Origin of the sequence: Massilia sp. Root351, from assembly GCF_001425045.1 — a bacterium.
GTDB lineage: Bacteria > Pseudomonadota > Gammaproteobacteria > Burkholderiales > Burkholderiaceae_D > Rugamonas.
Map to the genome: position 1 here is coordinate 304,752 of NZ_LMDJ01000002.1, position 19,424 is coordinate 324,175.

20 protein-coding genes are annotated in these 19,424 nt (G+C 68.9%); 15 read left to right on the forward strand and 5 right to left on the reverse strand.

Translation table 11 applies throughout. The annotated features are described in order from the left end of the window. Positions 1-43: 43 nt before the first annotated feature. From ASD15_RS06250 to ASD15_RS06260, 3 genes are read left to right on the forward strand one after another with little or no spacing between them, the layout of a single operon-like run. Positions 44-1,168 carry a glycosyltransferase gene (locus ASD15_RS06250; protein WP_229418078.1) on the forward strand — a complete coding sequence of 375 codons (1,125 nt, stop codon included), beginning with the start codon at positions 44-46 and terminating at the stop codon, positions 1,166-1,168. Then, positions 1,155-1,988 (forward strand): polysaccharide deacetylase family protein, encoded by an 834-nt coding sequence (locus ASD15_RS06255; protein ID WP_057153934.1) that lies wholly within the window; start codon positions 1,155-1,157, stop codon positions 1,986-1,988. Before ASD15_RS06250 ends, ASD15_RS06255 begins: the two co-directional genes overlap by 14 nt. Before the next feature lie 23 nt (positions 1,989-2,011). Continuing rightward, the gene (locus ASD15_RS06260) at positions 2,012-2,989 is read left to right on the forward strand and encodes a diguanylate cyclase (protein WP_057153935.1); all 978 of its coding nucleotides are present in this window, start codon (positions 2,012-2,014) and stop codon (positions 2,987-2,989) included. Between the two features lie 47 nt (positions 2,990-3,036). On the opposite strand, the gene ASD15_RS06265 is transcribed toward ASD15_RS06260, so the two are convergent. After that, positions 3,037-3,270, reverse strand: coding sequence for a hypothetical protein (locus ASD15_RS06265; protein WP_157200835.1), 234 nt, complete (start codon positions 3,268-3,270; stop codon positions 3,037-3,039). A 144-nt stretch (positions 3,271-3,414) separates the two neighbouring features. Here ASD15_RS06265 and ASD15_RS06270 point away from each other — a divergent pair, with 144 nt between their 5' ends. Next, positions 3,415-4,857, forward strand: a complete 1,443-nt coding sequence (locus ASD15_RS06270) for a SulP family inorganic anion transporter (RefSeq protein ID WP_057153937.1) — start codon at positions 3,415-3,417, stop codon at positions 4,855-4,857. Here ASD15_RS06270 and ASD15_RS06275 read toward each other — a convergent pair. Further along, positions 4,843-5,064, reverse strand: coding sequence for a hypothetical protein (locus ASD15_RS06275; RefSeq protein ID WP_057153938.1), 222 nt, complete (start codon positions 5,062-5,064; stop codon positions 4,843-4,845). The genes ASD15_RS06270 and ASD15_RS06275 overlap by 15 nt on opposite strands. Positions 5,065-5,208: 144 nt before the next feature. On the opposite strand from ASD15_RS06275, the gene ASD15_RS06280 reads away from it, so the two are divergent. The 10 genes from ASD15_RS06280 (at position 5,209) to ASD15_RS06325 (ending at position 15,458) form a co-directional block, all read left to right on the forward strand. After that, positions 5,209-5,445, forward strand: a complete 237-nt coding sequence (locus ASD15_RS06280) for a hypothetical protein (RefSeq protein ID WP_057153939.1) — start codon at positions 5,209-5,211, stop codon at positions 5,443-5,445. Between the two features lie 93 nt (positions 5,446-5,538). After that, positions 5,539-8,118: an excinuclease ABC subunit UvrA gene (locus ASD15_RS06285; RefSeq protein WP_057153940.1), complete on the forward strand. Its 2,580-nt coding sequence runs from the start codon at positions 5,539-5,541 to the stop codon at positions 8,116-8,118. Positions 8,119-8,223: 105 nt separating this feature from the next. Then, positions 8,224-9,558, forward strand: a complete 1,335-nt coding sequence (locus ASD15_RS06290) for an NAD(P)/FAD-dependent oxidoreductase (protein WP_057153941.1) — start codon at positions 8,224-8,226, stop codon at positions 9,556-9,558. Further along, a complete protein-coding gene (locus ASD15_RS06295) occupies positions 9,548-10,348 on the forward strand; it encodes a DUF1365 domain-containing protein (RefSeq protein WP_057153942.1) in 801 nt (266 codons plus the stop codon). Before ASD15_RS06290 ends, ASD15_RS06295 begins: the two co-directional genes overlap by 11 nt. Then, positions 10,345-11,598, forward strand: a complete 1,254-nt coding sequence (locus ASD15_RS06300) for a cyclopropane-fatty-acyl-phospholipid synthase family protein (RefSeq protein ID WP_229418079.1) — start codon at positions 10,345-10,347, stop codon at positions 11,596-11,598. Before ASD15_RS06295 ends, ASD15_RS06300 begins: the two co-directional genes overlap by 4 nt. A 1-nt stretch (position 11,599) precedes the next feature. After that, the gene (locus ASD15_RS06305; protein ID WP_229418080.1) at positions 11,600-12,265 is read left to right on the forward strand and encodes a chalcone isomerase family protein; all 666 of its coding nucleotides are present in this window, start codon (positions 11,600-11,602) and stop codon (positions 12,263-12,265) included. Further along, positions 12,262-13,692 (forward strand): MFS transporter, encoded by a 1,431-nt coding sequence (locus tag ASD15_RS06310; RefSeq protein WP_057153943.1) that lies wholly within the window; start codon positions 12,262-12,264, stop codon positions 13,690-13,692. Before ASD15_RS06305 ends, ASD15_RS06310 begins: the two co-directional genes overlap by 4 nt. Further along, entirely contained in the window at positions 13,689-14,258 is a 570-nt protein-coding gene (locus ASD15_RS06315) for a DUF3833 domain-containing protein (RefSeq protein ID WP_082551612.1), read from the forward strand. The genes ASD15_RS06310 and ASD15_RS06315 overlap by 4 nt, the downstream gene beginning before the upstream one ends. After that, complete coding sequence (locus ASD15_RS06320; protein WP_057153944.1) at positions 14,245-15,018, forward strand: SDR family oxidoreductase; 774 nt, start codon at positions 14,245-14,247, stop codon at positions 15,016-15,018. Before ASD15_RS06315 ends, ASD15_RS06320 begins: the two co-directional genes overlap by 14 nt. Then, positions 15,015-15,458, forward strand: a complete 444-nt coding sequence (locus ASD15_RS06325; protein ID WP_057153945.1) for a nuclear transport factor 2 family protein — start codon at positions 15,015-15,017, stop codon at positions 15,456-15,458. The genes ASD15_RS06320 and ASD15_RS06325 overlap by 4 nt, the downstream gene beginning before the upstream one ends. A 17-nt stretch (positions 15,459-15,475) precedes the next feature. On the opposite strand, the gene ASD15_RS06330 is transcribed toward ASD15_RS06325, so the two are convergent. The 3 genes from ASD15_RS06330 to ASD15_RS06340 all read right to left on the reverse strand — a co-directional run bounded on the left by ASD15_RS06330 (position 15,476) and on the right by ASD15_RS06340 (position 17,633). Further along, the gene (locus tag ASD15_RS06330) at positions 15,476-16,519 is read right to left on the reverse strand and encodes a MerR family transcriptional regulator (RefSeq protein ID WP_229418081.1); all 1,044 of its coding nucleotides are present in this window, start codon (positions 16,517-16,519) and stop codon (positions 15,476-15,478) included. Positions 16,520-16,630: 111 nt separating this feature from the next. After that, positions 16,631-16,999 (reverse strand): hypothetical protein, encoded by a 369-nt coding sequence (locus ASD15_RS06335; protein ID WP_057153946.1) that lies wholly within the window; start codon positions 16,997-16,999, stop codon positions 16,631-16,633. Positions 17,000-17,114: 115 nt separating this feature from the next. Continuing rightward, complete coding sequence (locus ASD15_RS06340; RefSeq protein ID WP_057153947.1) at positions 17,115-17,633, reverse strand: Lrp/AsnC family transcriptional regulator; 519 nt, start codon at positions 17,631-17,633, stop codon at positions 17,115-17,117. 115 nt (positions 17,634-17,748) lie between these two features. Between ASD15_RS06340 and hppD the strand changes: the two genes are divergently transcribed. Continuing rightward, the gene (gene hppD, locus ASD15_RS06345) at positions 17,749-18,843 is read left to right on the forward strand and encodes a 4-hydroxyphenylpyruvate dioxygenase (RefSeq protein WP_057153948.1); all 1,095 of its coding nucleotides are present in this window, start codon (positions 17,749-17,751) and stop codon (positions 18,841-18,843) included. Positions 18,844-19,424: the final 581 nt, after the last annotated feature.

The following is a 19,424-nucleotide window of genomic DNA, read 5'->3' on the forward strand; positions in this document are numbered from 1 at the left end:
GGCCGCCGCAGGGTCGAACCTGCACAGGTAGCAGGAGGGCACCATGCACGTGGTCGATGTGACGATGCTGTATGCCGGCGCTGGCGGCGGGGTCAGCACGTATCTGGACGCCAAGGCCCGCTGGCTGCACAGCCACGGTGGCGTGCGCCACACCATCGCCAGCCCCAACCTGCCGCGCCACGCCGGCTTGCTGGCCAGTGCCGGCCCGCCTTACACGGCGGCGCTGCCGGGGCTGGGATTGCCGGGGCTCAGCGGCTATCGCTTGCCGCGCTCGGCCGCCAGCGCCGCGCGCGTGCTCACCGCGCTGGCGCCGGACCTGATCGAAGCGGGCGATGCCGGTCCCTGTGCCTGGGCCGCGCTGCGCGCGCGGCAGCGCCTGCAGGTTCCGGTGCTGGCCTTCTTCCATTCCGACTTGCCGCAACTGGTGCGGCGCCGCTTCGGCCCGGGTGCAGGGCAACTGGCGTGCCGTTACCTGCAGCGCCTGTACCGCGAGTGCGATTTGCTGCTGGCGCCCAGTGCGGCCACGGTGCAGCGGCTGGAAGCGATGGGCTTGCGCGCCACGCAGCAGCCGCTCGGCATCGACACGGCGGTGTATACGCCGCAGCGGCGCGATCCGCACTTGCGCGCCGAGCTGGGCTTGCCGCAATCGGCCCGGCTGCTGGTGTATGCCGGGCGCTTCAGCGCTGGCAAGCGGCTCGACGTACTGGCGGCCGCCATCAAGCGCCTGGGCGCGCCTTATCACCTGTTGATGGTGGGCGGGCGCACACGGCGGCGCTGCGGCGCGGTGACGGAGTTGCCGTTCCAGCCGAACCCGCGCGCGCTGGCGCGCCTGCTGGCCAGCGGCGACGCGCTGGTGCATCCGGGCGACCGCGAAACGTTCGGCCTGGTGGTGCTGGAGGCGATGGCGTGCGGCGTGCCTGCGGTGGTCACCAGCGGCGGGGCGGTGGCCGAGCTGCTGGCCGATGGCGGCGGCGTGGTAGTGGCGCCCGGCAGCGCGGCGGCGCTGTGCGAGGGGGTGGACGCGCTGTACCGCGCCGGTGTGGCGGGGATGGGCGAACAGGCGCGCCGCGCGGCGTGTCCGCGCTATGACTGGAGCCGCATCCTGCCCCAGCTGCTGGCGCGCTACCGTGCCTTGCTGGCGCAGGAGGACGTCCGTGCCAGCAGTTGAGCAGCCAGCGTTGTGCGTCTCCATCCATGACGTGGCGCCCGCCACGTGGCCGGACTGCCTGCGCCTGTGGCGGACGGTGCAGGCGGTGGCCGATATGCCGCTCACCTGGCTGGTGGTGCCGCGCTACCACGGCCATGCGCAGGCAGCCCCGCCTTGTTTCGATGCGGCGCTGGAACGCCTGCTGGTGCGCGGGCACGAGCTGGCGCTGCACGGCTACCAACACCTCGATGCCGGGCCGCCGCCGCGCACGGCGCGCGAGTGGTTTTTGCGCCGTGTGTTCACGCAGGGCGAGGGCGAGTTCGCCGCGCTGGATGCGCAGGAAGCGCGCCGGCGGCTGGGCCTGGGCCAGCACTGGTTCGCGCAGCGCGGCTGGCCGCTGCACGGTTTCGTGCCCCCGGCCTGGCTGCTGGGCGAGGCCGCCTGGGCTGCGCTGGGTGAGACGCCCTTGCGCTACACCACCACCTTGCGCCGCTTTCATTGCCTGCGCCCGGCTGCGCCGGCGCCGGGCTGGGCGCGCGCCGGCATGGCTACCGCTCCGGCCGGCCTGTCGCTGCCGGCGCTGTCGCTGCCAGCGCTGTCGCTGCATTACGCGGCCCGCAACGCCGCCGGGCGCTGCTGTTCGCAGCTGGCGCTGGACGCCCTGCTGGCGCTGCAGGCAGGCCACCCCCTGGTGCGGCTCGGCCTGCACCCGCGCGACGCGCATTATCCGGAGCTGCTGCGCCACGTGCAGCGCCTGCTGGCCGCCTTGCTGGCCCGGCGCGTGCCGCTGACCAAGGCCGCCGTCGCGGAAACTGTTGTGGCTAGATGGCATTTTCGCTAGGATGTCAGAAACACGGAGGGACCATGCTAGCGCCTGCCATGCCACCGAACGAAGCGACGCGCGTCGCCACGCTCAATGCCCTGACCCTGCTGGAGGCCGGTCCCGAGGAGCGCTTCGACCGCCTGACCCGGCTGGCCAGGCGCCTGTTCCGGGTGCCCGTCGCCAAGGTGACGCTGGTGGGGGACAATGCGGTGTTTGCGCTGTCCTGTTCCGGTCCGCTGGGCGCCCCGGTGCCGCGCGAAGTGTCGTTTTGCAGCCACGCCATCCTCGGCGACGACATCATGCTGGTGCCGGACGCCAGGCTCGACGAGCGTTTCCACGACAGTCCGCTGGTGCTGGGCGAACCGCACGTACGTTTCTACGCCGGCTGCCCGCTGTTTGCGCCCAACGGCTGCAAGCTTGGCACCCTGTGCCTGCTGGACCAGGTGCCGCGCACGCTGGACGAGGAGGACATTGCCCTGTTGCATGATCTGGCCGCCATGGTGCAGCAGGAAATGGCGGCAGTGCAGATGGCCACCATGGATGAGTTGACCAAGCTGACCAACCGGCGCGGCTTCGAGATGCTGGCGCAGCAGGCTATCCACGTGTGTCGCCGGCTCGGCAAGCCCGCCTCGCTGCTGTTTTTCGACCTCAACCATTTCAAGCAGATCAACGACACGCGCGGCCATGCCGAGGGCGACCGCGCGCTGCTGGCATTCTCCGAGGTGTTGCGGCATGTGCTGCGCAATAGCGACCTGATCGGCCGCATGGGCGGGGACGAGTTCGTGTCGCTGCTGCTGGACGCCAGCCAGGCCGACACCCGGTCCGCCGTTGAGCGGCTGCGGGCGGCGCTGGCCCAGCGCAATGCCGCGGACCAGCGCGGCTACGACATCGTGTTCAGCGTGGGACAGGTGGACTTCGATCCGCGCCGGCACGACACCATCGCCCGCATGCTGGCCGACGGCGACGCCGACATGTACCGCAACAAGGCGGCCATGAAGGCGCAGCGGGTGGCGCAATAGCTGCGCTCGAGGGCTTGCCTTAAGGAAATTGCGGGAGGGCAGGCATCCTAGGCGAAGCAGGATCCCCAGCCGCGCTGGATTTCCAGCTTGGCGTGCTGGATCGCCGCGTCAACGGCCAGGGCGCTGTCGGCGAACGCACTCACGCGGGGCGTGCACCAGCTGGTCTTTCGGTTGCCCCGGGACACCCGGAACTGTGGCCGCCACTGCGTACCCATCTGCACGGCGGTCGCTTCTATCATGAAGTTGCGGAAAGTGGCTTGCTGTATAGTTCCGTTTTTCATGTCATTCTCCCTGTAGGACACCATCGTCGCGCATGGCGGTGGCGGTGTCAGTGCGCAAGCGCACATACAGGCTCCGGCATGGCTTCTGGTATACTTGCCGCCCTTTCTTCAGCTCTGCCCCAGCCGGTCCGGCGCGGGACAACCATGAACGCTATCCGCAACAACGTCCTGGCCGGACTCACCACGTCCTTCGCCTTGGTGCCCGAATGCATCGCCTTCGCACTGGTGGCCCAGCTCAACCCGCTGATGGGCCTGTACGGCGCCGTCTTTATCTGCGTCATCACCGCGCTGTTCGGCGGCCGCCCCGGCATGATTTCCGGCGCGGCCGGTTCCATGGCGGTAGTCATCGTGGCGCTGGTGGCGCAGCACGGCGTGCAGTACCTGCTGGCCACGGTGGTGCTGGGCGGCGTGCTGATGGCGCTGTTCGGCCTGCTACGCATGGGATCGCTGATCCGCATGGTGCCGCACCCGGTCATGCTGGGCTTTGTCAACGGCCTGGCCATCGTCATCGCCGGGGCGCAGCTGGAGCATTTCAAGCGCGACGGCCATTGGCTGCAGGGCGCGCCGCTGCTGATGATGGCGGGCCTGGTGGCGCTGACCATGGCCGTGGTCTGGCTGTTGCCCAGGTTCACCAGGGCGGTGCCGCCGGCCCTGGCCGCGATTGCCGGCGTCGGCCTGCTGACCGCGCTGCTCGGCCTGCCCACCCGCACCCTGGGCGACATGGCCAACATCGCCGGCGGCCTGCCAGGCTTCCACCTGCCCGCCGTGCCGCTGACGCTGGAGACGCTGCGCATCATCCTGCCGTACGCGGTGCTGATGTCCATGGTCGGCTTGCTGGAAACCCTGCTGACGTTCAACCTTACCGACGACATCACGGGCACCCAGGGCCAGGCCAACCGCGAATGCGTGGCGCTGGGCGCGGCCAACGTGGCCTCCGGCCTGTTCGGCGGCATGGGCGGCTGCGCCATGATAGGCCAGACCATGATCAACCTGGGTTCAGGCGGGCGCACGCGCCTGTCTGGCGTGGTGGCCGGCGGCATGATCCTGCTGTTTATCCTGTTCCTGTCGCCATGGATCGAACGCATCCCGCTGGCGGCGCTGGTGGGCGTGATGTTCGTGGTGGCCCAGCAGACGTTCGCCTGGGGTTCGCTGCGGGTGCTGGGCAAGGTGCCGCGCCATGACGCGCTGGTGATCGTGGCGGTCACCGCCATCACCGTGGCGACCGACCTGGCGGTGGCGGTGGTGTGCGGCGTGGTGATCGCCGCGCTCAGCTTCGCCTGGCAGCATGCGCGCGAAATCCACGCCGAGCTGGACGACAGCGAACCCGGCGTGCGCACCTACCGCCCGCGCGGCACGCTGTTCTTTGCCTCCACCACGCACTTCCAGGAATTGTTTGCGCTCGCCGCCGACCCGGCACGCGTGGTGGTGGACTGCCGCCACCTGCGCCTGGCCGACCACTCGGCCATCGCCGCGCTGGAGGCGCTGCGCGAGCGCTACGCCAAGGCTGGCAAGCGGCTGGAACTGACGCACCTGTCCGCGCGCTGCAGCGCGCTGCTGCAGCGGGCAGGCTCCTCAGCGCTTGCGTGAGCCGGCCGCCACCACGGCCGCACCGGCGGCTATGGCGGCGATGCTGGCCCACAGCGGGATGTTGACGGTTTCCTTCTCCTGTACCGCAAAGGCGATCGGGCCCAGGCTGGCCTTGTGGGTTTCCTTGGTAAAGCTGATGCTGCCGAAGGTGACGCCGGCGATGCCGGCCAGGATCAGGATGGCGCCGATGAGTTTTGCGGTGTTCATGAATTTTCTCCCAGTGGATTATTATTTGACTGCAGGCACATAGTGCACTGAGCCAATTAACTCATCTGTACGGCAGCGCACCCTGGCGTCGCGCGCCACGGCGCAGCGCGGTAAAATGCCGCCACTCACCACACAGGTCTTGCCATGAATACTATTTTTGCCGTTCCCGTTTTCGATGCCACCGTCATTTACGAGGGCAACGAACTGTTCAAAGGCCAGGGCGCCGCCCGCATGTGGGCCGAAAAGCTGGCCAAGGAGCTGGAAACGCCGGTCGACGTGCGCAAGATCGGCACCGGCTGGGTGCTGTGCGGCACTGTCGACGGCGCCGACTGCGTCTGGGGCATCCACGGCCAGCGCCTGAAGCGCATCGAAGCGCAGTAAGGCCGCAATACGGCGCCGCCGGCCGCACGGTTGGCTTGCGCACAGACCGGCCGGCGCGGCCGGTGCAAGCTGCCTCCCAGGGAGGAACAGCGGATGGAAAAACCACTGCAGGCGGACCAGGGCTACGTGCGGGTGCGCGGCGCGCGCGAACACAATCTGCGGGACGTGAACGTGGACATACCGCGCAACGCGCTGGTGGTGTTTACCGGTATTTCCGGCTCGGGCAAATCGTCGCTGGCGTTCGGCACGCTGTACGCGGAGGCGCAGCGGCGCTACCTGGAATCGGTGTCGCCCTATGCGCGGCGGCTATTCCACCAGATGGCGGTACCGGCAGTACAATCCATCGAGGGTTTGCCGCCGGCCGTGGCGCTGCAGCAGCAGCGCGGCGCGCCCACCACGCGCTCATCGGTGGGCAGCGTCAGCACCTTGTCCAATTCATTGCGCATGCTGTACTCGCGCGCCGGCGACTATCCGCCGGGGCAGGAGCTGCTGTACGCCGAATCGTTCTCGCCCAATACACCGCAGGGCGCCTGCCCCGACTGCCACGGGCTGGGGCGCGTGTACGATGCCACCGAAGCGTCCATGGTGCCGGACGACAGCCTCACCATCCGCGAGCGCGCGGTGGCCGCCTGGCCCACCGCCTGGCACGGCCAGAACCTGCGCGACATCCTGGTGAGCCTGGGCTACGACGTGGACATGCCGTGGCGCGACATGCCGCGCAAGGACCGCGACTGGATACTGTTCACCGACGAACAGCCCACCGTACCGGTCTACGCGGGGCTGGACCCGGCCGACGCGCGGCGCGCGCTCAAGCGCAAGGAGGCGCCAAGCTACCACGGCACGTTTACCGGCGCCCGCAAATACGTGCTGCAGACCTTTGCCACCACGGAGAGCGCGTCGATGAAGAAGCGCGTGGCCCAATACCTGGTGAGCGCCGAGTGCCCGGCCTGCCGGGGCAAGCGGCTGCGGCCCGAGGCGCTGTCGGTCACGTTCGCGGGGCTGGACATCGGCGCCATCGCGCAGTTGCCGCTGCAGCGGCTGGCCGCGCTGCTGCAGCCATACGCGCTGGGCATCGCGCCGGCCGGCGGCAAGGCCGGGCGCCGCCGCGCCGCCGTGCTGCACCCCGAGAAGGTGATCGTGGTGCAGCGCATTGCGCAGGACCTGGCGGCGCGGCTGGAGGTGCTGCTGGACCTGGGCCTGGGCTACCTGAGCCTGGACCGCAGCACGCCGACGCTGTCGCCTGGCGAACTGCAGCGCCTGCGGCTGGCCACGCAAGTGCGTTCCAGCCTGTTCGGCGTGGTGTACGTGCTGGACGAGCCATCGGCCGGGCTGCATCCGGCCGATACCGAGGCGCTGCTGCGGGCGCTGGACCGGCTCAAGGCATCCGGCAATTCGCTGTTCGTGGTGGAGCATGCGCTCGATGTGATCCGCCACGCCGACTGGATCGTGGACGTGGGGCCGCTGGCCGGGGAGCATGGCGGGCGGGTGCTCTACAGCGGGCCGCCGCCGGGGCTGGAGCGGGTGACGCAGTCGCGCACCGCGCACTACCTGTTCGGCAAGGCTGCGCGCCCGAGGCGGCCGCTGCGCCAGGCGGCCGGATGGCTCAAGCTGCGCGGCGTGGTGCGCAACAACCTGCACAAGCTCGATGCGGACTTTCCGCTCGCCGTGCTGACCAGCGTGAGCGGGGTGTCGGGGTCGGGCAAGTCCAGCCTGGTGAGCCAGGCGCTGGTGCAACTGGTGGCGGCGCAGCTGGGGCAGCAGCCGGCCAGCGGCGGTGAAAGCGATGACGCGCTGGCCGATGGCGGCCTTGGCATCGGCGCCGGCGAAGGCGCGGGCCGTGCCCTGGCCGGCCGCATCGCCGGCGGTGCGGCCGGCCTGGGCGGTTTGCGCCGGCTGGTGCAGGTCGACCAGAAGCCGATCGGCCGCACGCCGCGCTCCAACCTGGCGACCTACACCGGCCTGTTCGACCACGTGCGCAAGCTGTTCGCCGCCACCCGGCAGGCGCGCGCCCGGCGCTACGACGCCGGGCGTTTTTCCTTCAACGTGGCCAAGGGCCGCTGCGCCAACTGCGCGGGGGAAGGTTTCGTGATGGTGGAGCTGCTGTTCCTGCCCAGCGTGTACGCGCCTTGCCCGGTGTGCCACGGCGCGCGCTACAACGCCGAGACGCTGGCGGTGCGCTACCGCGAGCGCAACGTGGCCGAGGTGCTGGCCATGACGGTAGACGCGGCCTGGGACTTCTTCGCGGACGAGCCGCCGCTGCGGCGCGCGCTGGACGTGCTGCGCGAAGTCGGGCTGGGCTATCTCAGGCTGGGCCAGCCGGCCACCGAATTGTCCGGCGGGGAGGCGCAGCGCATCAAGCTGGCCACCGAACTGCAGCGCGTTGCGCGCGGCAACACCCTGTACGTGCTGGACGAGCCGACCACCGGACTGCATCCGTCCGATATCGAACGGCTGCTGGCGCAGCTGCACGGGCTGGCCGATGCGGGCAATACCGTGGTGGTGGTCGAGCACAATATGCAGGTGCTGGCCGCCAGCGACTGGATCATCGACGTCGGCCCCGGCGCGGGTGAGGCGGGCGGCCTCGTCGTGGCGGCAGGCACGCCGGCCGACGTGGCGCGGGCCGCGGCCAGCCGTACGGCGCCTTACCTCAAGGATGCCATGACCCGCAATTGAACGGGAAACATGGCCCGCACAGTCCCCATTTGCTGGACGTGACCCGTGATTGTCCGTAATGTTGTTCTTGGATGAGCAGTTCATCCGATAACACGAGGACAGGTCATGAAAATAGCGGTGGTAGGGGCTGGAATTGCCGGGCTGGCGTGCGCGCACCGCCTGGCGCAGCAGGGCCAGGACGTCACGCTGTACGAAGGCGGCGGCTGGTTCGGCGGCCACAGCAACACGGTGGACGTCACGCTGGACGGCGTGACGCACGGCGTCGACACCGGATTCCTGGTCTATAACAACGCCACCTATCCCCACTTGACGCGCCTGTTCGCGGACCTGGGCGTGGAAACGGCCGGCACCGACATGTCGTTCTCGGTCAAACTGCCGCTGGGTGAAGGCGAGGGCCAGCTCGAATGGGCGGGCGCCAGCCTGGCCACCGTGTTCGCCCAGCGCCGCAATCTGCTGCGGCCAGCCTTCCTCGGCATGCTGCGCGACATCCTGCGCTTCAATCGGGCCGCCACGGCATTGGCAACCGCATTGGCCGACGGCGGCACGCCCGGCAGCGGCCTGTCCGCCGCCACAGGCACCGCCAAGCTGTCGCTCGGCCACTACCTCGACCTGCACCGTTACGGGCAGGCTTTCCGCGACTGGTATTTGTTGCCGATGGCGGCCTGCATCTGGTCCTGCCCGACCGGGCAAATGCTGGAATTCCCGCTGGCCAGTTTCGTGCGCTTCTGCCACAACCACGGGCTGCTGCAGGTGAGCGGCCGTCCCCAATGGCGCACGGTAAAAGGCGGCTCGCGCGAATACGTGCGGCGCATGCTCGAGGGCATACCCCAGCGCCGCCTGAACACGCCGGTGCGCTCGCTGCGCCGTTCTGCTGCCGGCGGGGCGCTGTCGGTGGCGCTGTGTACCGATGGCGGGACGGAGCTGTTCGACGAGGTGGTGCTGGCTTGCCATAGCGACCAGGCTCTGGCCTTGCTGGAGCGGCCCTCGAGGGCCGAGCGCGAAGTGCTGGGCGCGATCGGCTATCAGCCGAACCGCGCCGTGCTGCACACGGACAGCAGCTGCCTGCCGGCGCGGCGCAAGGCCTGGTCGGCTTGGAATTACCAGGGCGGGGTGGACGAACTGGGCACGCCGCGCGTGTGCGTGCACTATCTGCTCAACATGCTGCAGCCGCTGCCGTTCACCACGCCGGTAATGGTGTCGCTCAATCCCGTCGGGGAACCGGCGCCGGGCAGCGTGCTGGCCAGCTTCGACTACGCGCACCCGGTGTTCGACCAGCGCGCGGTGGCGGCGCAGGCGCGCCTGGCGGCGCTGCAGGGCGAGGGCCATGTGTGGTTCGCAGGCGCCTGGACCGGCTACGGCTTCCACGAGGACGGGCTGAAGTCCGGCCTGCAGGCCGCGGCGGCACTGGTGCGGAAATCGGCGCTGAGCCATGCCGCATAAGGAACGCGACGCCATCCAGCTGTGCCTCGGCCAGGTGCGCCACAAGCGCTTGAGGCCGGTGCGCAATGCCTTCAGCTATGGCGTGTTTTATCTGCGCGTGCCGGTGCACGCGCTGGCGGCCGGCGTGCCTGCGCTGCGCTGGTTCTCGCGCAACCGCCTCAACCTGCTGTCCTTCCATGACGCCGACCACGGCGACGGCGCGCAGCCGTTGCACGCCTGGATAGGCGGGCTGCTGCAGCGGCACGGCGTGCACGACGCGGACGGAGCCGTGTGGCTGCAGACCATGCCGCGCGTGCTCGGCTATCTGTTCAATCCGGTGTCGTTCTGGTTTTGCCATCGCGCCGATGGCAGCCTGCGCGCGGTGCTGTGCGACGTGCGCAATACTTTCGGCGAGCGCCATTTGTACTTGCTCGAGAACGGCGGGGCCATCGCCAACGGCGCCTTGCTGCAGGCGGAAAAGGCATTTCACGTGTCGCCGTTTTTGCCGCTGCGCGGCAGCTATCGCTTCCGTTTCGTACGCGCGCAGCGCGGCGCGGAGCCAGGCGCTGGAGGCGACCGGCACCTGGCCTGCATCGACTATCTGGACGGGCCCGAGCTGGCGCTGTCGACCAGCATCAGCGGCACCGCGCAACCGCTCAGCGATGGCGCGGTGCTGCGCGCCTGCGCCATGCATCCCTTGCTGACGCTGGCTGTGATGGCCAGGATCCACTGGCAGGCTTTGCGCCTGTGGTGCAAACGCACACCCTTCTTCACCAAACCCGCAGCACCCAACGAGGACCTTTCGAAATGACTACTCCCTTGCCGATGACAGGCTGCGTCCTGAAGCGCGCTGCTTCCGCACACGGCAGCCACAGTGTGAACCGGTTTGCAGCAGGCGCGCCGGCTGCGGCGCGCCTGCTGCTGGCGGCGCTGGCGCGCCTGCGCCATGGCGCGCTACTGCTGCAGGCGCCCGACGGCGCCACGGCGCTGTACGGCGAAGGCGCCGCGCCTGTTACGCTGCGGCTGGCCAACTGGAAGCTATGCGGCGCCGTGCTGCGCTCGGGTGACATCGGCCTGGCCGAGAGCTTCATCGCCGGCGACTGGAGCACCGACAATCTGCCCGGCCTGGTGGAGCTGCTGGCGCGCAACCGCGCGGAACTCGAATCGCTGATGTACGGCAGCTGGTGGGGCAGTCTGCTTTACCGTGTGCGCCACCTGCTGAACCGGAACTCGCGGCGGGGAAGCAGGAAGAATATCCATGCCCACTACGACCTTGGCAACGCGTTCTACCAGCGCTGGCTGGACCCCTCGATGACGTATTCGAGCGCGCTGTTCCTGGAGCCGGGCATGAGTCTGGAACAGGCGCAGGCCGCCAAGTACGGCCGCATCCTGGCGCAGTTGCAGGTGGAGCATGGCGCGCGTGTGCTGGAGATAGGCTGCGGCTGGGGCGGTTTCGCCGAAACGGCGGCGCGCGCCGGCGTGCACGTGACGGGGTTGACGCTGTCGCGCGAACAGCTGGCCTACGCGCAGGTGCGGCTGGCCAGCGCGGGTCTGGCCGAGCGGGCCGAGCTCCAGTTGTGCGACTACCGCGACGCCGGCGGCCAGTACGACGCCATCGCCTCGATCGAGATGTTCGAGGCGGTTGGACAGCAGTACTGGCCCGGCTATTTCGCCTGCCTGGCGCGCAAGCTGAAGCCGGGCGGGCGCGCGTGCGTGCAGACCATCACCATCGCCGACGAGCTGTTCGAGCGCTACAGCAAGGGCACGGACTTCATCCAGCAGTACATTTTCCCGGGCGGCATGCTGCCTTCGCAAGCCGAGTTCCGGCGGCACGCGGCGCAGCACGGGCTGCGGGTTGAGCAGGAGCTGCGTTTTGGCCGCGACTACGCGGAAACGCTGCGTCGCTGGCGCGCAGCGTTCCTGCGCGAGCAGGAGCAGATTGCGCCGCTGGGCTTCGATGCGCGCTTCATGCGCACCTGGGAGTTTTACCTGGCCTACTGCGAAGGGGCATTCGACGCTGGCAACACCGACGTGGTGCAATTCACCCTGGTGAAGGATTGACATGAAAGCCGAGCGTGCCGGGCGCGCCAGCGCGCGCCCGCCGGCGTGGAGCCGGGCATGGACCTGGCCGAGCACTCGGGCGGCACGCTTGCTGGCCGCGCCCATGCTGCTGGCCGCCACCTTGGCCGCCAGCGCGGGCGCGTCGGCGGTGACGCCTCCGGCGCCGCTGGCGATCGTGGAAGACTTGCAGCCAGTGCGATTGGCCGGCGAGGGCAGCTACCGCTATTTCGGGCTGCTGATCTACGATGCGCGCCTGTGGGTAGGGTCGCAAGGCTACCGCGACAGCGAACCGGGCGCCGCGCCGTTCGTGCTGGAGCTGCGCTATGAGCGCAGCTTGCAGGGCGGCCGCATCGCCCAGGCCAGCGCCGAGCAGATGGAAAAGCTGGGGCTGGGCAGCGCCGAGCAGCGCCAGGCCTGGCTGGAGACCATGCGTGGCATTTTCCCCGACGTGAGGGAGCACGACCGCATCGCCGGCCGCTATGTTCCGGGGCAGGGCGTGCGCTTCTACCTGAACGGGGCGCCGCTGGCCGGCCGGCGGGAGGCGGGCATGGACCCCGCCATGGACGACAGGTTCGCCCAGGCTTTCTTTGCCATCTGGCTGTCGCCGCGCACCACCGCGCCGTCGCTGCGCAAGGCGTTGCTGCGCGACGCGGCGCCCAAGCCATGAGTGCGCACCCGCCGCGGCCGTCGCCGCCGCTGCCGACACCGTCCGGGCAAGCTGCGCCGGGCCCGCCGTCGCGGGCCGCACCGGCATCGCCGGAGGTGTCGTCGTACGCGCTGTTCGCGCTGCCGTTGGCAATGGTGGCGTTGCCCGTCTATCTGTTCGCGCCGCCCCTGTATGTGCGGGGCGGTGGCCTGGCGCTGGCGCAAGTGGGCGCGGCGCTGCTGGCGGTGCGCGTGCTTGCCGCGCTGGCCGATCCGCTGCTCGGCTGGTGGATGGCGCGCAACCGGCGCGGCTATGCATGGCACGTTGCCTGGTCGTTGCCGCCGCTGCTGGGGGGCTACGGCGCGCTGTTCCACCCGCCGGCGCTGTCCGGCGGCGCCTTGCTGGCCTGGTTCGCCGGCGCGCTGGTGCTGGTCTACCTGGGCTACGGCCTGGCGACGATCGCCCACCAGAGCTGGGGGGCGGCCATTGCCGCGTCGCCCCCGGAGCGGGTGCGGCTGATGTCGGCCCGCGAAGGCTGCGGCCTGCTGGGCGCGGTGCTGGCGGCCGGGTGCAGCGGCGTACTTGGCTACGGTGCGCTGGCGCTGGTCTTCGGCGCCTGCCTGCTGCCCGCCGCGTGGCTGCTGCTGCGCCGCGTGCCCCGGCCTGCAGGCGGCGAATTTCCCGCCGAGCTGAACGGTCTGGCCGCCTTGGCGGCGCCCTGGCGCAAACCGCGCTTCCGGGCCCTGTTCGCGGTCTACGCGGTGAGCGCGCTGGCCGGCGCAGTGCCTGCCACGCTGTTCGTGTTCTTCGCAGCCGACCGCCTGCTGTTGCCGGATAGCTGGGCCGGGCCGCTGCTGGTGCTGTACCTGCTGGCTGCGGCCGCCTCGATGCCGCTGTGGTCTGTGCTCGCGCGGCGCCGGGGAGAGGTCGCCGCCTGGCAGGCCGGCATGCTGCTGTCGGCGCTGATCTTTATCTGGGCTTACGCGCTGGGTCCGGGCGACGGCGCCGCTTTCGCCGTCATCTGCGTGCTGACCGGGATAGCCGGCGGCGCGGACCTGGCGCTGCCGCCTGCCTTGCTGGCGGGCCTGATCGCCGCGCCGTGGCGGGCCGAGGCCGGCGCCGCCGCCGCTGCAGGCGCGCCGTCGGCAGCGCCTTACTTCGCGTGGTGGAACTGGTGCGCACAGCTGGCGCTGGCGCTGGCGGCGGGCGGCGCATTGCCGCTGCTGGCCCTGCTCGGTTATGAGCCGGGCGGCGCTAGCCCTGGACCGGGTGCCGGCCCAGCGGGAGGCATGCCCGACGTTGCCGTGGCGGCAATGGCGCCGCAGGGCTCGGGCGCGCTGGCCGCCACCTATGCGCTGCTGCCTTGCGCACTGAAACTGCTGGCCTGGCTGATGCTGATGCGCGCCGCCAGGGGCAGCCTGAATGACTTGAATGGGAGAAATCAATGAGAGCGACCATACTGCGGGCCTGCTTTGCCGGTGCGGCCCTGAGCGCGCTGCTCGGCGGCCTGGCCGGCTGCGCGGCGCCCGAACCGGCCCACTACGCGGCCGAAAAGCCCTTGCTGGACGTGCAGCGCTACTTCAGCGGCCGCGTGCTTGCCTACGGCATGTTCCAGGACCGCGGCGGCGCGGTGAAGAAGCGCTTCACCGTCACCATGCTGTGCACCTGGCAGGGCGACACCGGCACGCTGGACGAGGAATTCCTGTACGCCGACGGCAGCCGCCAGCGCCGCGTCTGGACTCTGCGCAAGACGGGGCCGGGACGCTACACCGGCACGGCGGCGGACGTGGTGGGCCAGGCCCTGGGCGTGGTGGCGGGCAACGCGCTGCGCTGGAACTACGTGCTGGCGTTGCCGGTGGACGGCCGCATCATCAACGTCGATTTCGAAGACTGGATGTTCATGATCGACGAGAACGTGATGCTGAACCGCGCCGCCATGAGCAAGTTCGGCGTCGATCTCGGCTCGGTCACGCTCACCTTCATCAAACCCAAGGACGGCGATGGCGCTCAATAAGCCGATCGGCGACTGGCATGGCCGCTGCGTCTGGATCATCGGGGCCTCCAGCGGCATCGGCGCGGCCACCGCGCGCCTGCTGCTGGAACGGGGCGCCAGCGTGGCCGTGTCGGCGCGCCGCGCGCCGCTGCTGGAGACGCTGTGCGAAGGCCAGCCGCGCGCGCTGGCTGTGCCGCTCGATATCACCGATGGGCCCAGCCTGCACGCGGCGCGCGAGCGCATCGTGGACAACGGCTGGCGCATCGACCTGGTGCTGGTGGTGGCGGGTGGCTACCACGCCATGCGCGCGGACAGCTTCGATCTGCGGCAGGCCAACCAGCTGCTCGATCTGAACCTGCGCGGCGTGTACAACTGCCTGGACGCGGTGCTGCCGGCACTGCTGAAGCAAGGCGGGGGCGGCATCGGCATCGTGGCGTCGGTGGCCGGTTATGGCGGCTTGCCGAAGGCGCTGGCATACGGCCCGACCAAGGCCGCGCTGATCAACCTGACCGAAACGCTGTACCTGGACCTGGCGCGGCGCGGCATCGGCGTGTATCAGATCAATCCCGGCTTCGTGGATACCGGGCTCACTGCCGGCAATGACTTCGACATGCCCGCGCTGATCACGCCCGAGGCGGCGGCCAAGGCACTGCTAAGCGGCCTGGAACGTGGCCGCTTCCACATCCACTTCCCGCGCCGCTTCAGCAACAGCATGCGTCTGCTGCGGCTGCTGCCCTACAGCGCCTACTTCTGGATGGTACGAAAGGTAACCGGACTATGAATGAAGCACTGCATCTGCAGCTGGACCCCATGCGGCGCCTGGTGCGCTTTTACGAGACACTGGAACCCGGCACGCTGGGCCAGGTACGCGGCGTTTACGCGCCGGACGCATTTTTCAAGGATCCGTTCAACGAGGTGCGCGGGCACGCGGCCATCATCGGCATCTTCGAGCATATGTTCAAGCGGGTGGAGGAGCCGCGTTTTCTGGTGACGCAATTCATGGCGCAGGACGGGCAGGGCTTCCTGACCTGGGAATTCCGATTCGGCATGCGCGGCGCAGCCGGCCGGCAGACCATACGCGGCGCCACCCATCTCGAATTCGGCGCCGACGGGCGCGTGTCCATGCACCGCGATTACTGGGACGCGGCGGAAGAGCTGTACGAGAAAATTCCGCTGCTGGGCGGCTTCATGCGCCTGCTCAAGCGCCGCGCCCGCAGTTAAGCGGGCCGGCGAAACCGCTACTCGTCCAGCGACGGCGGCAGCGGCAAGCCGTCCGCGCGCGCCAGCCGTTCCAGCGCTGTTTCCAGCATCACCCGCGCGTGGCCTGCCGAGTTGCTCAACTCCTGGTGCAGTGCCGCGTCGTCCTCGTTGCGGGCGGCGCATTGCTGGCTGTAGCGTTCGAAACTGCCCAATATCATCAGGATGTCGGCCAGGTGGCGCGGGCATTCGCAATTGATGCTGTTGGGCGCGCTGGCCAGGATGGCCAGGGCCTGTTCGTCCAGGCGGCGCGGCGGCGCCGGCGGCGTGACCGGCAGCGACTGCAGCGGCAGCCCGGCCAGCGCGGAACTGCACAGCACCGCCACCTCGGCCGGGTCGGCCGGCACGCGCGCTACCAGACAGCCTTGTTCGCGCAGGCGGCGCACGGTGGCGCTGTCGCAGAAGCGGTACATCACCACCAGCGCGGCGCCCGGCACGGCAGCGCGCGCGGCGGCGATCAGCGGCACGGTGTCGGCCGACATTTCGGAGGATTCGATCAGCAGCACGTCGGCGGCCACGCCGGGCAGGGACGCCGGCACGGCGTCCAGCGTGGCGCAGGTGTGGACAATGTCCAGCGCCGGTTCGGTGCGTACGGAGGCCAGGCGGCGCGCCATGGCGGCGCCCACCACGGCCACGCGCAGCGGCGCGGCTGCGCCCTCGCGCGCCAGTTCGGGCGCCGGCGGCAGCGCGCGCGCCATGGCGGCCAGCTCGTCGAAGGGCAGGGCGGCGACGGTGCCGATCGGATGGCCCAGGTCCACCACGCGCTTGAGCAGGCCGAGGCGGCGTACCTGCTCGGCTGAGTACAGGCGCTGGCCGTGCGGCGAGCGGTCCGCGCCGGACACGCTGTAGCGGCGTTCCCACACGCGCAGCGTTTCCACCGGCAGCCCCGCCAGCCTTGCGGCCACGCCGCTGCGGTATGCGCCCCTGGTTTCCGCGCCGGCTGTCGCCTGCCCGGCCAGGCCATGGGCGTCGGTCTTCGGGGCCGCCTTCGGGTTGGTCTTTTGATCCGCCTTCTTGTCCGCCACGCTCTGCCTCTTGCTTGGAATATCGTTCCCGATTCTAGCAGGCCGGCCGCTCCGGCGGGAGGGGCGTTGCGTCGCGCGCCGCTGAGGCCACGCCCGCGCGGCGCCGGGGCCTCATCCGCCCTTGGGCGTATCGCGGCCCGGCCGGTCGTCGGCCAGCTGCCCGGCGCCGCTGTCGACCGGCATGCCGGAACCGCGTGTGCCGCGCTCGCCGGATGTGGGGCCGCCCTGCGGCGCCCCGGTCCGCGCCGACTGCTCGGATTGGACGGACTGGCCGTGGCGCTGGGACGAGAAGTCGCCCGCGCCCCGGTCCACAGTCGTGCGTCCGGGCTCGGTCGACGGCATGCCGTCGCGTTGCGGCGTGATGACGTTGTTGGCGGGGTGCCCGTTGGCCACGTTGCCCGCCGCAGCCTGTTGCGAATTGCGCGGATCGGCATCGCGCTGGTCTTTGCCGCCGGTGTTGCTGTCGTTACTGGATGCCATGGTGTTCTCCTGACGGAATCGGTGCATGGTCAGTATGGGAGCCGGCCGGGAGTGCATGAAGGGGCGCACGTCCCGCGCTGTTGTAAGACGGTGCCGACATCGGCTGGGCGCGGCCCTATTGCGCGAAATGCACCCGCATCTTGGAAGGGCGGGGCTGCGCGATATGGTCCAGCGGCAGCTCGGTCACCTGCTTGACCTTCTTCAGCGAGATGTTGGACTTCACGTTGGTGACCCCGGGAATGCGCAGCAGGTGGTTCATCATGAATTCCGAGAACGAAGCGAGGTCGTGCGACACCACGCGGATCACGTAGTCCGCCTCGCCGGTCACGGAGAAGCATTCCAGCACTTCCGGCAGGTCGCTGACGGCTTGCTCGAAGGTGTCGCCCCAGGCGGTGCCGTGGCGGTCAAGGGTCACATGGACGAAGGCCATCACGCCCAGGCCCACCACCAGCGGGTCCAGCATGGCGGCGTAGTGGTCGATCACGCGCGCCTCTTCCAGGCGCTGGATGCGGCGGCTGACCTGCGAGGTGGACAGATGCACTTTCTCGCCGATGGCGCTGTTGGTGGCGCGGCCGTCGCGCTGCAATTCGGCCAGCAGGGCCAGGTCGTGCCGGTCTACGCTGATGGTAGTCATGAGTTTCGTCCTTTCCATGCACGTTTTGTGCAGATTCCACTGGTTATTGCGCACATTATGAACTAAACGTTCGCAAGAAATAGATAAAATTTCTCTATTACTAGAGGAGATCTGCATGACTACGCAATTGTGGGACAACCCGATGGGCACCGATGGTTTCGAGTTCATTGAATACGCAGCGCCGGACCCGGTCGCCATGGGCAAGACCTTTGAAGCCATGGGCTTCACGGCCATCGCCAAACACCGCTGCAAGAAAGTGACCTTGTATCGCCAGGGTGAAATCAACTTCATCATCAACGCCGAGCCGGATTCGTTCGCGCAGCGCTTCGCGCGCCAGCATGGCCCGTCCGTGTGCGCCATCGCTTTCCGCGTGCAGGACGCAGGCAAGGCGCACCGCCGCGCGCTGGAACTGGGCGCCTGGGGCTTCGGCGGCCAGCCGGGCCCGATGGAACTGAATATCCCCGCCATCAAGGGCATCGGCGATTCGCTGATTTACCTGGTGGACCGCTGGAAGGGCAAGAATGGCGCCACGCCGGGCGCCATCGGCGACATCAGCATCTACGACGCGGACTTCGAAGCCATCCCCGGCGCCAACCCGAACCCGGTTGGCCATGGCCTGACCTATATCGACCACCTGACGCACAATGTGCACCGTGGCCGCATGGCCGAATGGGTGAGCTTCTACGAGACGCTGTTCAACTTCCGCGAGATCCGCTACTTCGACATCGAAGGCCAGGTTACCGGCGTGAAATCGAAGGCCATGACCAGCCCGTGCGGCAAGCTGCGCATCCCGATCAACGAGGAAGGCACCGACCGTCCGGGCCAGATCACCGAATACCTGAACATGTACAACGGCGAAGGCATCCAGCACATCGCCATGGGCAGCGGCGACCTGTACGCCACGGTGGACGCGCTGCGCGCCAGCGGCATCAATCTGCTCGACACCATCGACACCTACTACGAGCTGGTGGACCGCCGCATCCCGGGCCACGGCGAATCGCTGGCGGAACTGAAGAAACGCAAGATCCTGGTCGACGGCGCGCCGGGCGACCTGCTGCTGCAGATCTTCTCCGAGAACCAGCTCGGCCCCGTGTTCTTCGAGTTCATCCAGCGCAAGGGCAACCAGGGCTTCGGCGAGGGCAACTTCAAGGCCCTGTTCGAATCCATCGAACTGGACCAGATGCGCCGCGGCGTGCTGGAAGCCGTGTAAGGATCTCCTGGGCGGGGCCCATCGCCTTTGCGGGCGGCTGCCTCGTTTCTCCCAATAATATCGACAGCGAGGCGTTCGGTCTGCGGATACTCGCTACTGTCTATGGCGCTGTCCTTTGCGCGGCAGCAGAGCGGCGACACGCGGCAGCCGGAAGAAGCGATTGCCCCGGCAGTCAAAACCTGGCTCCGCGAACGCCGTGGCGATCCCGCCAGCCGGGGTCTCAATGGCAAGAACTGTTCCTGCCGCACGGCACGGAACGGCAGCACCGACTTCTGGTAGCCCTGCGGGCCGTCCACCTGTGCCGTAGTTATATGTTTTCGGAATACTGTTTCACAAAGAAACGATTGGTTTGCAATTGACTAGCTACGTAGGATGCAATGTAGCAGGCAAAACAATAAACCGACGAGAGAAACAGGTACTACCAAGTTCCTACATTCATATAACTATCGGAGACAAAATATGCCTAACAACAATATGCGGAAAACCGTACTGGCGGCGCTCATCGCCGAAATGCTGGTGGCGGGTTCCGCGTCCGCGCAAACCGCAGCCGAACCGGTGGAGGCCGGCGCCAAGGTCATCGT